The 12,981-nt window shown below is 70.2% G+C and carries 15 protein-coding genes; 7 read left to right on the top strand and 8 right to left on the bottom strand.

The features are described 5' to 3' along the window. Positions 1-12 precede the first annotated feature (12 nt). Entirely contained in the window at positions 13-684 is a 672-nt protein-coding gene (locus EIZ45_RS10815; RefSeq protein ID WP_240690840.1) for a S9 family peptidase, read from the top strand. Here the strand turns inward: EIZ45_RS10815 and EIZ45_RS10810 are convergent. The 3 genes from EIZ45_RS10810 to EIZ45_RS10800 form a co-directional block, all read right to left on the bottom strand. Then, positions 677-1,381: an anti-sigma factor gene (locus EIZ45_RS10810; RefSeq protein WP_037810597.1), complete on the bottom strand. Its 705-nt coding sequence runs from the start codon at positions 1,379-1,381 to the stop codon at positions 677-679. The two genes, EIZ45_RS10815 and EIZ45_RS10810, sit on opposite strands and share 8 nt — an antisense overlap. After that, complete coding sequence (locus tag EIZ45_RS10805) at positions 1,378-1,917, bottom strand: sigma-70 family RNA polymerase sigma factor (protein ID WP_037810598.1); 540 nt, start codon at positions 1,915-1,917, stop codon at positions 1,378-1,380. Before EIZ45_RS10805 ends, EIZ45_RS10810 begins: the two co-directional genes overlap by 4 nt. Positions 1,918-2,857: 940 nt before the next feature. Beyond that, positions 2,858-3,094, bottom strand: coding sequence for a hypothetical protein (locus EIZ45_RS10800; RefSeq protein ID WP_134667412.1), 237 nt, complete (start codon positions 3,092-3,094; stop codon positions 2,858-2,860). A gap of 127 nt (positions 3,095-3,221) precedes the next feature. On the opposite strand from EIZ45_RS10800, the gene EIZ45_RS10795 reads away from it, so the two are divergent. Beyond that, the gene (locus EIZ45_RS10795; protein WP_134667413.1) at positions 3,222-4,106 is read left to right on the top strand and encodes a hypothetical protein; all 885 of its coding nucleotides are present in this window, start codon (positions 3,222-3,224) and stop codon (positions 4,104-4,106) included. A 19-nt stretch (positions 4,107-4,125) separates the two neighbouring features. Here the strand turns inward: EIZ45_RS10795 and EIZ45_RS10790 are convergent, their stop codons facing one another. Beyond that, on the bottom strand, positions 4,126-4,545 hold the full coding sequence (locus EIZ45_RS10790) for a DUF5709 domain-containing protein (protein ID WP_037810600.1): 420 nt from the start codon (positions 4,543-4,545) through the stop codon (positions 4,126-4,128). A 71-nt stretch (positions 4,546-4,616) separates the two neighbouring features. On the opposite strand from EIZ45_RS10790, the gene EIZ45_RS10785 reads away from it, so the two are divergent. The 3 genes from EIZ45_RS10785 to EIZ45_RS10775 are packed head-to-tail and all read left to right on the top strand — an operon-like array spanning position 4,617 to position 7,710. Continuing rightward, the gene (locus tag EIZ45_RS10785) at positions 4,617-5,690 is read left to right on the top strand and encodes a VanZ family protein (protein WP_134667414.1); all 1,074 of its coding nucleotides are present in this window, start codon (positions 4,617-4,619) and stop codon (positions 5,688-5,690) included. Between the two features lie 50 nt (positions 5,691-5,740). Continuing rightward, complete coding sequence (locus EIZ45_RS10780) at positions 5,741-7,222, top strand: DNA-3-methyladenine glycosylase 2 family protein (RefSeq protein ID WP_134667415.1); 1,482 nt, start codon at positions 5,741-5,743, stop codon at positions 7,220-7,222. Next, on the top strand, positions 7,219-7,710 hold the full coding sequence (locus tag EIZ45_RS10775) for a methylated-DNA--[protein]-cysteine S-methyltransferase (protein ID WP_037810602.1): 492 nt from the start codon (positions 7,219-7,221) through the stop codon (positions 7,708-7,710). Before EIZ45_RS10780 ends, EIZ45_RS10775 begins: the two co-directional genes overlap by 4 nt. A 421-nt stretch (positions 7,711-8,131) precedes the next feature. Here EIZ45_RS10775 and EIZ45_RS10770 read toward each other — a convergent pair whose 3' ends face one another. Both EIZ45_RS10770 and EIZ45_RS10765 read right to left on the bottom strand, forming a co-directional pair. Then, the gene (locus EIZ45_RS10770; RefSeq protein WP_134667416.1) at positions 8,132-8,956 is read right to left on the bottom strand and encodes an isocitrate lyase/phosphoenolpyruvate mutase family protein; all 825 of its coding nucleotides are present in this window, start codon (positions 8,954-8,956) and stop codon (positions 8,132-8,134) included. 87 nt (positions 8,957-9,043) lie between these two features. Next, positions 9,044-9,676: a peptide deformylase gene (locus tag EIZ45_RS10765; RefSeq protein ID WP_205670183.1), complete on the bottom strand. Its 633-nt coding sequence runs from the start codon at positions 9,674-9,676 to the stop codon at positions 9,044-9,046. A gap of 93 nt (positions 9,677-9,769) precedes the next feature. Between EIZ45_RS10765 and EIZ45_RS10760 the strand changes: the two genes are divergently transcribed. Both EIZ45_RS10760 and EIZ45_RS10755 read left to right on the top strand, forming a co-directional pair. After that, positions 9,770-10,966, top strand: coding sequence for a cysteine desulfurase-like protein (locus EIZ45_RS10760; protein ID WP_037810605.1), 1,197 nt, complete (start codon positions 9,770-9,772; stop codon positions 10,964-10,966). After that, on the top strand, positions 10,967-11,701 hold the full coding sequence (locus EIZ45_RS10755) for an enoyl-CoA hydratase-related protein (RefSeq protein WP_134667418.1): 735 nt from the start codon (positions 10,967-10,969) through the stop codon (positions 11,699-11,701). Here EIZ45_RS10755 and EIZ45_RS10750 read toward each other — a convergent pair. Further along, positions 11,698-12,213, bottom strand: coding sequence for a TetR family transcriptional regulator (locus EIZ45_RS10750; protein ID WP_238604558.1), 516 nt, complete (start codon positions 12,211-12,213; stop codon positions 11,698-11,700). The genes EIZ45_RS10755 and EIZ45_RS10750 overlap by 4 nt on opposite strands. Continuing rightward, entirely contained in the window at positions 12,146-12,751 is a 606-nt protein-coding gene (locus EIZ45_RS46750; protein WP_240692028.1) for a GNAT family N-acetyltransferase, read from the bottom strand. Before EIZ45_RS46750 ends, EIZ45_RS10750 begins: the two co-directional genes overlap by 68 nt. Positions 12,752-12,981: the final 230 nt, after the last annotated feature.

The raw sequence follows: 12,981 nt of genomic DNA, 5'->3' as shown, positions 1-12,981 counted from the left end.
CTAATGGCCAGCATGGAGACCCTCCGCTACGGCAGCGAGCCCAGCCAGTTCGTCGAACTCCACGGCACCCCGGGCGGGCGAGGCACCGCGATCCTGCTGCACGGCGGATGGTGGCGCGCCCGGCACGACCTGCACCAGCTCGACCCGATGGCCGCCGACCTGGTCGCCGCGGGCTGGTACGTGGCGAACGTCGAGTACCGCCGCATCGACGGCGACACCGGCGGCTGGCCGCGAACCCTGGACGACGTGCGCGCCGCGATCGCCGCCGTCGACCGACCGGCCGAGCTGCCGACGGTCGCGATCGGACACTCCGCGGGCGGACACCTGGCGCTGCTGGCCGGCGGACTTTCCGGGGTCGTCGCGCTGGCCCCGATCACCGACGTCCCGCGCGCCCGGGCCGAGGAACTGGGCGAAGGCGCCGCCGGATTGTTCTTGACCGGCGACGACCCCGCGGCGTCGCCGATCCAGCAGCTCCCGCTCGGCTGCCCACAACTGGTCGTGCAGGGCGACGCCGACGTCCGGGTCCCCGCTGCGCACAACCGCGACTACATAGCCGCGGCGACAGCGGCCGGCGACGACGTAGACTACGTCGAACTTCCCGGCGTCGACCACTTCCGGCTGATCGACCCGGCCGACGAGCCGTGGCAGTCCGCCCGCGAATGGCTCGACCGGCGGTTCAGCTGACGTCCGCCTCGACGAACCGGTGCCCGGCGGTGTTCTCGATGACCACCGCCGCCACCTGCGCCGGATCGATCACCGCCGTTCCGTAGAGGTACGCGCCGTCCCGCGCCGCCCGCTCCGAGACCATCCAGCCGCCCGCGACCTGCCGCTCGCCGTTCTTGCTGAGCACGACGAGCAGGCATTTCTGTCCAGCCGGAATGCCCGTCACCGAGCCGTCCACGCGCACCCAGCCGGTTTGCGGGACGATGTTCGCGGTCAGCCGGGTCTTGCCGCTGGCATCCGCACCGGAAACGACCCGCGTGCCAGGAACCGCGCTGGTCGGCGGCGGCGTAGTCGGCACGGCCACCGCGGACCCGGACGAACTCCGCCCCACCATCACCCCGACGCCCAACGCGACCGCAGCCACCACGACCGCGGCGACGATCGCCATCGACCGCCCCCGCCCCGCCCGCGCGCTCGACTCCGCCCGGACCTGGCCGACGGTCCGCTGCAACACCAAGTCCGCCCCCACCGGCGGCCCGTCCAGCAACGCCTCCGGTGGCAATTCGCCGAGGAAACTCTGCACCTCCCGCAGAGACGCGGCCTCCGCCCGGCAGCGCTCGCAGCCGTCCAGATGCGTCTCGACGTCGCGCTGCTCGCCCGAGGCGAGCTGACCGGTCAGGTACCCCGCCAGGTCGACGTGCTCGTCGGCTGTGTTCATCCGGCCACCCCTTCCGCTCGCCGGAACTCCTCCCGCAACGCCCGCAACCCGTAATACGAGCGGGACTTGACCGTGCCCGGCGGAATCCCGAGCCGCTCCGCCGCCTCCGCGACGCTGCGCCCCTGCAGATACATCTGCTCGAGGACCTCGCGATGCTCCGGAGAAAGCCCGTCGAGCGCGGCGAGCACCACCATCGAGTCCACGACCTGATCGGCATGATCCCGCTCGACCGGCCCGCCCGACGGCGACTCGGCCACCTCCTGCGGCCGCGCCTCCTTCGCCCGGAACCGGTCGATCACCAGGTTCCGCACGACGGTGAGCAACCACCCGCGCACCGACCCGCGCCCGTTGACCAGGCTGTCCGGACTCCGCCACGCGCGGACGAGCGCCTCCTGCACCACGTCCTCCGCCGCCGCGCGGTCGCCGAGCAGCCGGGTGGCGTAGGCGAGCATCGCCCGCCCATGCTCCTCGAAAAGCGCGCGGACCAGCGCCTCGTCCGCAACCGCCCGCCGGTGACGGGCCCTGAACCCGGCCATGCCCCGATCATCCCCCCGGTCGGGCCCGATTGTCGCGTAGCCGAGGTGTGTTGCTTGTTGCCCGGTGCCGATGACTGCTCGTTCCTGATGCTCCGAACGGCTCTGGTGCCGCTTAGCTGATCGGCGCGGGCCCCGGCTTTCCTGGTGCCGCTTCCGCAGTGGACGGCGGCTCCGCGATCGGCGCGGGCCGGTTTTCCTGGGGACGCTTCCGCACTGGACAGCCGCTCCCCGATCGCGGCAGTCCCCCGCCCCTTCCGGCACGGCATCCGCGCTCCCGGTGGCTCACCGATCGGTGCGGGCCCGTTTTCCTGGTGACGCTTCCGCACTGGACAGCCGCTCCCCGACCGGTGCAGTCCCCCGCCTCTCCCGGCACCGCGTCCGCCCTCGCGGCGACTCCCCGATCGATACCCGCCCACCAGCGTGGTTCCGCCGACACGATCGGGGAACACGCCGCCTGCGAGCCCCGGACCTGGGCTAAGTTCGCAACTGATCCAGCCGGAAGGCTTGCTCACCAGGTCGGCGCACGCCGGTGTCGTGCACTGGGATCACCGCCCCGGCCGCCCGACCGCCCTGGAGCCGCCGGGAGCGCTGCGCACACCGCCCTCCCGGCGGCTCCGGGGCACCCTGGGCCTGTTTCGTTCCCGGCCCTCGCGGCTCCGACGGGGATGGGTTGCAACGTCCAGGTGGGCTGTACTGCAGTTCGTTCCGGAGCAGTTCGGATTGCTCGACCACGGCGACTTGCGCTGCAGTTCGCACGCCACGGCCTTCGCGGGTATTCCAGCTCCGAACGGTGGCGAGTCGTACCGGCGGCCATCGCATCAGGCCAGGTCTCGGCAGAGCACGACGGCGGTCACACACCGCCCAGCACCTTCACCCCAGCCGCCGTTCAAACCCCCAGCCCACCGGCCCGCCCCCGCGAGCCAGTCAGTCCACAAAGGACTCAAGCGGCAGCAACACCGAGATCCGTCAGCACGACCGGGCTCGCCGGCGCACCTCGGCGGCGGGCGATTCTCACCAGGCCCCGGCGGCGCAAGCGGTCCATCGCCTGCGTCTCCCACAGCGGGACCCTCCCGCCGACCGACCACAGGTAGCGCTCCCCGGCTAATCCGTTGTGGACCACCACCAGCCCGCGCCGGACGTCGTCCAGTGCGTGTACGTCCTCCTCGACGAGCACCATGACCGGCTCCCTCCGTCCCCTTCATGGTGAAACGTCCGGGGCCGCCCGCACATCCGGGAATCCACCTCAGGGGTTCCCTGGAGAAATGGGGTCGCCTCCGCCTCGCGGACCTGGCAGGATCGGGCATGTGCGGCCGCCGACGATCGCGTGCGACGAGTCCGGCTCCGAGGGCGTGAACCTGATCGGCGCGAACACCGCGGTATTCGCGCACGCCGCCGTCCGGCTGGAGCCCGCGGCTGCCGCGGAATGTGTTGCGCGGCTGCGGGAATTCATCGGTTCGCCCGCGCTCGAATACAAAGCCAACCACCTCCTGCGCGCCAAGAACCGCGCTGCCCTGGAGTGGCTGCTCACCGAACCGCTCGCCGACGCCGCCAGCGTCCTGCTCGTCGACAAAACCCTGTTCCTCGCGGGCAAAATCGTCGACCTGCTCGTCGACCGGACCCCCTACCCGGAATGCCTGCGCCACCGTCCGGACGACCGCGCCCGCGCCTTGCACCGAGACGGCCCGCGCATTCACGGCGCCCGGCGCTGGACCGAATTCCTGCGCTCGTTCACCGCGCTGCTGCGCACCTCGAACCGCCGCCTCCCCGCGACCACCCCCGCCGAATTCTTCGCCCAGACGGACGTCCTCGGCGAACTAGTCGCGGCTCGCCCGCAGGTGACCGCACTGCGCGACGAACTTCTCGCCGACCCCGGACTCGTCTCGCCGATCGACCCGTTGATGCCCGCGCTCGCCGACACGATCGCGTTCTGGCGTCCGGAACTGGTCATCCACGACGAGCAGCCGTCCCTCACTCCGGCCCGGCTCGCCCAGCTGCTCGATCCGGTGCCGCGGTGGCGATTCGTCGACTCTCGGTGCGAACCGCGGGTCCAGCTGGCCGATTTCCTGGCCGGAGTCGCCCGGCGGCTCACCGAGGAAACCCTGCACGGCGGCGGGGACCCGGAACTGGTCAAGCTGCTGCGGCCGTATGTGCTTCCGGCGTCGGTCTGGATCGGGGATCCGGCGGACTAATCCCGGTGCTGCCGGCCGGTCACAAATCCCGCGGGTTGACCACGTGCACCGCGGCTTCCTCCGCCGAGGCCGCGCCTCCGTCGATGCCGATGTCCGACGCGTACAGCTCGTCTTCGGTGTCCGGGCCGAAGCCCGCGTTGGCGGCCACCAGGCGGCCCGCGCGGAAGTCGCCGACCTCGTCGTCGACGAGCTCGCCGTCGGTGTCGTCAGTGTCGCCGAGACCGTCGCCGTCGGTCGCGCGGATGTCCGGGAGTTCGCGGGCCAGCCTGCCCGCCCAGCTTTCCCCGGCGGCTTCTTCGGCGGCGGTGGTGCCCCAGTCGCGAGTCGCGAGTGGACGTTCCGGCGGCGAATAACCCTCGTCGTAGGGGTCGCCGTCCTCCAGGGTGTCTTCAGGATCCAGCACGCCGGTGTCGGCGTTGTCTTCGATGTCGTCGTCCACTGCTCCTCCTTTCCGCGTGCCCAGGTTACTGCCGCCCGCTAGCCTGTGCGCTCACGCCGGGTGGAGGAACGATGACTCAGTGGAGCGGTCCCACGCTGATCGCCGTGTTCGCCGGGTTCGGGCTGGCGTTCGTTCTGGTGGTCCCGTACGTCGCGATCAGCTATCGCAAACGCGGCGAACTCGGCCTGCTGCGCGCGATCGCCGCGCCGGCGTTCCTCGTGTACTGCTTCGCGCTGGTCACCTACACGCTGCTGCCGCTGCCGGACGTCGACGCGGCGTACTGCGCGACGCACGAAGCGCTGCGGCACCCGGTGTGGAATCCGCTCCAGTTCCTGGAAGACATGCGGCAGTTCAACACCGGGTTGCTGGACAATCCCGCGCTGCGCCAAGTGTTGTTCAACGTCGCGTTTTTCGTGCCGTGGGGCGTGTTCATACGGCGATTGTTCGGGCGGAACATCGGTTTCGCCATCGTCAGCGGGTTTTTCGTGTCACTCGCCATCGAGACGACCCAGCTGACTGGCGTGTGGTTCCTGATGGAGTGCCCGTACCGGCTGTTCGACACCGGCGACCTGCTGTCCAACACCGTCGGCGCGGGGGTCGGCGCACTTCTCGCGCCCGTGCTGCGGCGCTCTGGACGGCTGCGTCCGGCCGACGAACCGCGCCCGGTCCTCGCCCGGCGACGGCTGCTCGGCATGGTGCTCGACCTGATTTCGGTCACGCTGGTGGGTGTCGTGCTGAGCATGATCGCGCTCGCGGTCCAGTACGTCACGAAGGGCACGCTGCAGAACAACACGCTGATCGACGACGTCCTCGGCCGCTGGGTGCCCACCGCGGTCCTGCTGCTGCTCGTGCCGCTGGCGGGCAACGGCGCGACGCCTGGTCAGCGCGCGGTTCTGCTGACGGTGGTCCGCGCGGACGGGCGGCCGCCGTCGATGCCGCAGTCGATCGTCCGGTTCCTGATCGGTTCGGGCGGCTATTTCATCCTGGTCGGCTTGGATTCCGGGTGGACGTCGCTGTGGCTGCTGGCGCATCTGGTGTTCATGGTCTTCACTCGTGGACATCGGGGACTGACCGGGCTGGCGTGCGGGTTGTCGGTCGTCGACACGCGGGCGGTGGACCGGGAGCCGGTTGCCCCGCCAGGGTGATGTCGTTTTTTCGCGAGGTTTCGGGCGCGAGGCGAGGCAGACTGGTCGGCGTGTACGAGGACACCGAACGCTGTATCCGCGCGGTGCAGTCGAAAGACGACCGGTTCGACGGATGGTTTTTCACCGCGGTGCTGACCACGGGGATTTACTGTCGGCCGAGTTGCCCGGTGGTGCCGCCCAAGGTCGAGAACATGCGCTTCTACCCGAGCGCCGCCGCAGCGCAGGCCGCTGGATTCCGCGCCTGCAAACGCTGCCGGCCCGACGCGTCGCCCGGTTCGCCGCTGTGGAACGAACGCGCCGACATGGTGGCGCGCGCGATGCGCCTGATCGGCGACGGGATCGTCGACCGCGAAGGCGTGCAGGGGCTGGCCGCGCGACTCGGGTACAGCGTCCGGCAGGTGGAACGCCAGGTGCAGGCCGAACTGGGCGCGGGTCCGCTCGCACTCGCCCGGGCCCAGCGCGCCGAGACCGCCCAGTTGCTGATCGAAACCACGACGATGCCGATGAGCGACATCGCACACGCGGCCGGGTTTTCGAGCATCCGGACGTTCAACGAAACCGTGCGGGCAGTCTTCGCCCTGACGCCGAGCGAACTGCGTTCCCGCGTCCGCGGCGGCAAGCGGACCAAGTCGCAGGGAGTGCTATCGGTGCGGCTCCCGTTCCGTCGGCCGCTGTGTCCGGACAACCTGTTCGGACACCTGATCGCCACTGCGGTCCCGGGCGTCGAGGAATGGCGCGACGGCGCGTACCGCCGCACCCTGCGACTGCCGCACGGCCACGGCGTGGTGGCGCTCCGCCCGGAGCCGGACCACGTCGCGTGCCGCCTGAGCCTGACCGACCTGCGCGACCTGGCCGCCGCGATCAGCCGTTGCCGCTGGCTGCTGGACCTGGACGCGGACCCGGTAGCCGTCGACGAACAGCTCGCCACGGACCCGACCCTCGCTCCCCTGGTCGCCGCCGCACCCGGCAGGCGCGTCCCGCGCACGACCGACTCAGCCGAGTTCGCCGTGCGAGCAGTCCTCGGCCAGCAGGTCTCGACCGCGGCCGCCCGCACCCACGCAGCGCGCCTGGTCCTGGTGCACGGCACCCCGATCGAGGACCGGGAAGGCGGCCTGACGCACCTGTTCCCGTCGCCCGAGTCGCTGGCGGAACTGGACCCGGAAACGCTGGCCATGCCGAAGTCCCGCCGCGCGACCCTGCTGGGTCTCGTGTCGGCCCTGGTTTCCGGCGACGTCGACCTGACCGCCGGCGGCGATTGGGTCCACGCCCGCGCACAACTGGCCGCCCTGCCCGGCTTCGGCCCGTGGACCGTCGAGAGCATCGCCATGCGCGCCCTCGGCGACCCGGACGCCTTCGTCGCGACCGACCTGGGCGTCAAGATCGCGGCCGAAAACCTAGGCCTGCCAACAAGTCCAGCCGCCTTGATCGCGCACGCCGCCCGGTGGCAGCCTTGGCGCGCGTACGCGGTCCAGCACCTGTGGGCGACCGGCGACCACCCGATCAACCGGATTCCCGCAGAGGAATCGGCATGACCGTGGTGCACACCGTCATCGACAGCCCCGAGGGCCCGCTGACCCTCATGGCCCGCGACGGGGGCCTGGCCGGGTTGTACATCGGCGACGAGCAGTACCGCCCGCCCCGAGCCGCCTTCGGCGACCGGGACGACCGCCCGTTCGCCGCGGCGACCCGTCAGCTGAACGAGTACTTCGCCGGGGATCGGGTCGAGTTCGACCTTCCGTTAGCTTTCAGCGGCACTCCTTTCCAAGAGACGGTGTGGCGGGCGCTCCTGCGGATCCCGTACGGCGAGACGACGACCTACCGAGAACTGGCCGAGTCGATCGGCCGCCCGACGGCGTCCCGCGCGGTCGGCCTGGCGAACGGCCGGAACCCCATCGGCATCGTGGTGCCGTGCCACCGGGTGCTGGGCAGCAACGGATCGCTGACCGGCTACGCGGCTGGGGTGGAGTGCAAGCGGAGGTTGCTGGAACTGGAGCGGGGCAGGCGGTTGGTCGCGGGGTGAGTCGGCCGCGGCTGGGTGGCTGGTTGCGAGGTGAGTCGGCCGCGGCTGGGTGGCTGGTTGCGAGGTGAGTCGGCCGCGGCTGGGTGGCTGGTTGCGAGGTGAGTCGGCCGCGGCTGGGTGGCTGGTTGCGAGGTGAGTCGGCCGCGGCTGGGTGGCTGGTTGCGAGGTGAGTCGGCCGCGGCTGGGTGGCTGGTAGCGGGATGAGTTGCGGTCGAGGCGGGCGGCCGGATCGCGGTTTGGGTGGGGTGAGTTGCGGCTCGGATTGAGGGCAAGCCAGCGTCCCGCCTCGCCCGTCTGCCCCAGCTCACCTCCCCCGTCTGCCCCAGTTCGCCTCGCCTGTCTCTCCAGTTCGCCTCACCCGCCTGCTCAGATCGCCTGCTCGCGGCACCCCACCCCAGCGGCTCCCGCCCTCCGCCGAGGGTCAGTTGAACCAGCCGTTCACCGTCCCGAAGTCCAGCGCACCCGTCACCTCCCCATAAGTCCCCTGCTTCAGCACCTCTGCCGCAGCATGGTGGGCGAGGGAGTAGGCCGCCTGGGCGATGGACGTTCCTACGCTCACCCGGCGCACGCCAGCGGCTGCCAGGTCGGACACTGGGGGCGCACCGGCGCCTGCCATGGCGCTTACCGGGATCGGCGAGGACTTTGCCAGTTCTGCCAGGACTTCGACGTCCGTCAAGCCGGGCACGAAGATGCTGTCCGCTCCGGCGTCGGCGTAGACGCGGGCTCGGGTCAGGACGTCGTCGAAGCGGCCGGTGGGTTCGCCGATTCCGAAGAGGTACACGTCCGTTCGGGCGTTGATCCACAGTTCCGACAGACCGGCCGTCGCGGCGGCGGCGCGGGCTGCGGTGAAGCGTTCTGCCTGTTCATCGGGGGTGAAGAGGATGGCGGTTCCGGCGCGGGAGTCTTCCAGGTTCACGCCGACTGCGCCCGCCTCCACTACGCCTCGCACGGTTTCGGCGACCGCTGACGGGGCTAGGCCGTAGCCGCCCTCAATGTCGGCGGTTACTGGGACTTTTACAGCTGCGGCGATTTGGGCGATCACGGTCAGCATTTCCGCCCGCGACAGGTGCTGGCCGTCGCCTCTGGCTAGGGCCCAGGAGACGCCACCGCTCGTGGTGGCGATCGCGGGAGCACCGGCGCGTTCGATGGCGACTGCGCTGCCTGCGTCCCAGGCGTTGGGCAGCACGAGAACATCAGCCGCGTGCAGTTCACGGAAGAGATTTGCCTTGTCTTGCAACGAGTTCATCAGGGTCCTCCCCAGTGGCGAGCCCCGGGCGGGGCAACTGCGGAGGAACGTATCAGCGGGCACCGACAAAAACGGGCCGGCGAGAAATCAGGGGAGGTCGAAGCCCAGTTCGCGGGCGGCGTCGGCGGGGGTCGGCTGGGTCCAGCGGCGGGCGACGGCTTCGTGGGTGGACAGCGAGCGCAGTTCGGCTCGGTCCAGGTACAGGATCCCGTGCAGATGGTCGGTCTCGTGTTGGACGATTCGTGCTGGCCAGCCGGACAATTCCTCGTCCAGGGCCGCACCGGTTTCGTCGGTGCCGCGGAGCCGGATCCGCAGGGGGCGCGCGACGACGGCCTGCCATCCGCGCACGCTCAGGCAGCCTTCGAAGAACGCGGCGGTTTCGTCGCCCACTCGGGTGTACTCGGGGTTCACCAGCACGCGGAACGGCAGCGGGACGATCCCGCGGGTGGCGAGCGTGGACTCAGCGACGCCGGGGCGTTCGCGGGCACCGTCCTCGACCACCGCGATCCGGACCGACAGGCCGATCTGCGGAGCCGCGAGGCCGACGCCGGGTGCCGCGTGCATGGTCTCCTTCATGCCCGCGATCAGTCCGGACAGCAGCTCGTCGCTCAGTTCGCCCTCGTACGGGCGGGCGGCGGCGCGCAGCACGGGGTCGCCTGCCTGCACGATCGGCCACGGCAACGGCTGGGCGAGCAGTTTTTCGACCTGTTCGGCAAGCACCGGCGAACCCCTCTCCAAGGGCAACGGGACAGCGGCATGATCGCACCCGCGCGGAGCACGACACTCGCCCGGGGATCAGGCAAGCTGGCAGCCGTGGCCTACGACGTGAACGCGATCCGCAAGCACTTCCCCGCGCTCGAGAACGGCGCTGCCCACTTCGACGGACCCGGTGGCTCCCAGGTCCCGGACGTGGTCGGCGAAGCAGTCTCCTCGACCCTCTGCGCCGCCATCGCGAACCGCGGCACCGTCACGGCGGCGGAGCGCCGCGCGGACGGCGTCGTGCGCGAAGCCCGGCAAGCCGTCGCTGACCTGCTCGGCGCGCAACCGGAGGGCGTCGTGTTCGGGCGCAGCATGACGCAGGTGACCTACGACTTCTCCCGTACGCTCGCGAAGAACTGGGGGCCGGGCGACGAGGTCGTGGTCACCCGGCTCGACCACGACGCCAACGTCCGGCCGTGGGTCCAGGCGGCCGAAGCGCGCGGTGCGACTGTTCGCTGGGCGGACTTCGATCCCGAGACCGGCGAGTTGCCGACGTCATCGATCACGGAACTGCTCACTGATCGGACGCGCCTGGTAGCGGTCACTGCTGCCTCCAACCTGCTGGGCACGCGTCCGGACATCCCGGCGATTACCGGCGCGGTCCGCGAAGCAGGCGCGCTGAGCTACGTGGACGGCGTGCACCTGACGCCGCACGCGGTGGTCGACATCGCCGCGCTGGGCGCGGACTTCTACGCCTGCTCGCCGTACAAGTTCCTCGGACCGCACCTCGGCCTTCTCGCCGCCGCACCGGATCTTCTGGAGACGTTGCAGCCGGACAAGCTGCTGCCGTCGAGCAACGCGGTCCCGGAACGTTTCGAGCTGGGTACGTTGCCGTACGAGCTCCTCGCGGGCACTACCGCCGCTATCGACTTCCTCGCAGGGCTCGTGCCGAGTGAAGGCAGTCGTCGCGAACGTTTGCGTACGTCGCTTACGGCGCTCGAAGAGCACGAAGACGCACTGTTGCAGCGTCTGGAAGACGGGCTCGCCGCACTGCCGCGCGTCGTGCGATACGGCTCGCCGACGCGTCGCCGTACGCCGACAGTGTTGTTCTCGGTCACCGGGCTGACGCCGCAGGCGGTGTACGAGCGTCTCGGCGCGCGCGGGATCAACGCGCCTGCTTCGACGTTCTACGCCATCGAGTGCGCTCGGCATCTCGGTCTTGGCGACACTGGTGCCGTACGCGCTGGCATCGCGCCGTACACGACTGCAGCGGAAGTTGATCTGCTGCTCGCTGCTGTTGCGGAGCTGTGAATGAGCATCGAGACGACTGTCGACGGACAGGTCACCACCATCACCATCAACCGTCCGGAGAAGCGGAACGCGCTCACGAAGGCGATGTACGTCGCCCTCGCGGACGCCTTCGACGCTGTCCGCACGCCGATCGTCGTACTGAGCGGAGCCAGCGGTGCGTTCACCGCGGGCAACGACCTCGGCGACTTCCTCGCGCACGAAGCCGGTGACCGCACGAAGACGCCTGCGCGGGTCTTCCAAGAGGCGTTGCTCGCGACGCAGGCAGTAGTCGTCGCCTCGGTCGACGGTCCCGCTGTCGGCATCGGCGCGACCCTGCTGCTGCACTGCGACCTCGTCTACGCCACCGAACGCAGCTACCTGCAGTTCCCCTTCGTACCGTTGGGGCTGGTGCCGGAGTTCGGCAGTAGTTACGCGCTGCCGCGTCGAGTCGGACCGCAGCGTGCGACGGAGCTGCTGCTGTTCGGAGAACGCCTGCCTGCGGTCGAAGCGGCGCAACTCGGGTTGGTCAACGAAGTGCTCCCTGACGAGACAGCGCTCAGTAAGCGCGTCGCAGAACGCGTCGCGACCCTCGCGGAGCGGTCAGTACGCGCGCTGACAGCGACGCGCGCGCTGTTGCACGACCGCACTGACGAGAGCGTCGAAGAGCGCATGGAGTCGGAGTCCGAGCACTTCGCCGAGCTGCTGCACGACCCGGACACTGTCGCCACGTTGCGCGCGAAGCTCGGCAGGCGTTAGCGGCGGCGGCGCTTGTCCACTGCGGCGTCGAGAACTGGACCTAACTCCTCGACAACCGTGTCAAGCGCCGTCACCGAGTGCTCGACCCGGGCCAGCACTAAGGCTCCTTCAAGCGCGCTGATCATCAACACTGCCAGCGAAGCAGCGCGCGCCGCCGGTACGCCCATCTGCTGCAGCGCGGACACGATGGGCTTCCGCCACTGCGCGAAGGCGTCGTTCGCACGCTCACGCAACGGCTCGCTCGACGCCGCCGTGTCGGTGACTGTGGCCACTAACGGACAGCCGTAGTCGTAGCCGATCTCGAGGAACTCCGCGCGCCAGTTCTCGACAACAGCGGCGAAGAGCGCGGACGGCGTCGGGTCCGGCAGCGAGTCCATCGCGCGCGTCACGCGTCGCGCGGCGTAGCGCCCTGCCCAATCGATGGCTTCGCCGAACAGCTGTTCCTTACCGCCCGGGAAGTAGTGCTGAAGCGACCCCCGCGGCGCTTCGGCATGCGCTACCACCTCGCGCATGCCAGTGCCGCTCAAGCCCTGCGTACGCAGCAACTGCGCAGCGCTGAAGACCATCCGGTCGCGCGCCGGCCGTTCCGTCATCGAGCGTCTCCTCCGTGACCGTCAGCTCGTACTCGTTCTCGCCGCGGTATCCCGGGACGAAGCGGAACCCGCACGCCCGCAGCAATCCTTCCGCAGCGACGTTGCCCTCCTGCACGGTGGCGTGCAGCTTCCAGCCGCGCCACTGCTCCGCGGCCAGCCGGACGAGGCCGCGGCCGATGCCCCTCCGCTGCCATCGGTCGGCGACGAGCAGCCCCAGTTCGACGCGGCGGTCGTCCTCCGGGACCGCGTTCAGCAGCCCGGCGGGCACGCCCGAAACCTCGGCGACGAGGGCCGTGTCGACCAGGAGGAATCGCTGATACCTGGACAGGACCGCGTCCGGCTCGATCGGGCCGCCGAGGGTGAACCGGCGGCTCAGCGATTCCGGCGAGCAGGCGCGGACGAGGTCGGCCACGGAACCGGCGGTGGCCGGTCGCACGGCGGTCATGACAGTCGTCATAACCCGAGGGTGGCACACGGCCGGAACTATGACAAGCGTCATGGAAGATGTCACGCTGCCGACACGACCCGCACGGCCCGCCGGTCCCGGCGCCGGTGCGCCGCCACCGGTTTCGGGCAAGGAGAATTCACTGATCGTATCCGCGATACCCCATCGGCGGTAATTCCACCGATTAATCGGGGCTTGACCACGATGCGTGTCCGCCGGGCCTCTTCGGGTGAAAACGGTTC

This window comes from Amycolatopsis sp. CFH S0740 (assembly GCF_004522315.1).
In the GTDB taxonomy this organism is placed as follows: domain Bacteria; phylum Actinomycetota; class Actinomycetes; order Mycobacteriales; family Pseudonocardiaceae; genus Amycolatopsis; species Amycolatopsis nivea.
Note: the sequence above shows the minus strand (reverse complement) of the source record. Positions and strands in the feature narration are given on the sequence as shown.

Excerpts from the sequence above, each read along its gene's own strand:
- EIZ45_RS10770 (WP_134667416.1), bottom strand. The coding sequence starts at position 8,956 with ATGAACTCGTTGCAAGACAAGGCAAATCTCTTCCGTGAACTGCACGCG.
- EIZ45_RS10810 (WP_037810597.1), bottom strand. The coding sequence starts at position 1,381 with ATGAACACAGCCGACGAGCACGTCGACCTGGCGGGGTACCTGACCGGT.
- EIZ45_RS10800 (WP_134667412.1), bottom strand. The coding sequence starts at position 3,094 with ATGGTGCTCGTCGAGGAGGACGTACACGCACTGGACGACGTCCGGCGC.
- EIZ45_RS10815 (WP_240690840.1), top strand. The coding sequence starts at position 13 with ATGGAGACCCTCCGCTACGGCAGCGAGCCCAGCCAGTTCGTCGAACTC.
- EIZ45_RS10785 (WP_134667414.1), top strand. The coding sequence starts at position 4,617 with ATGACTCAGTGGAGCGGTCCCACGCTGATCGCCGTGTTCGCCGGGTTC.
- EIZ45_RS46750 (WP_240692028.1), bottom strand. The coding sequence starts at position 12,751 with ATGACGACTGTCATGACCGCCGTGCGACCGGCCACCGCCGGTTCCGTG.
- EIZ45_RS10805 (WP_037810598.1), bottom strand. The coding sequence starts at position 1,917 with ATGGCCGGGTTCAGGGCCCGTCACCGGCGGGCGGTTGCGGACGAGGCG.
- EIZ45_RS10750 (WP_238604558.1), bottom strand. The coding sequence starts at position 12,213 with ATGCGCGAGGTGGTAGCGCATGCCGAAGCGCCGCGGGGGTCGCTTCAG.
- EIZ45_RS10775 (WP_037810602.1), top strand. The coding sequence starts at position 7,219 with ATGACCGTGGTGCACACCGTCATCGACAGCCCCGAGGGCCCGCTGACC.
- EIZ45_RS10755 (WP_134667418.1), top strand. The coding sequence starts at position 10,967 with ATGAGCATCGAGACGACTGTCGACGGACAGGTCACCACCATCACCATC.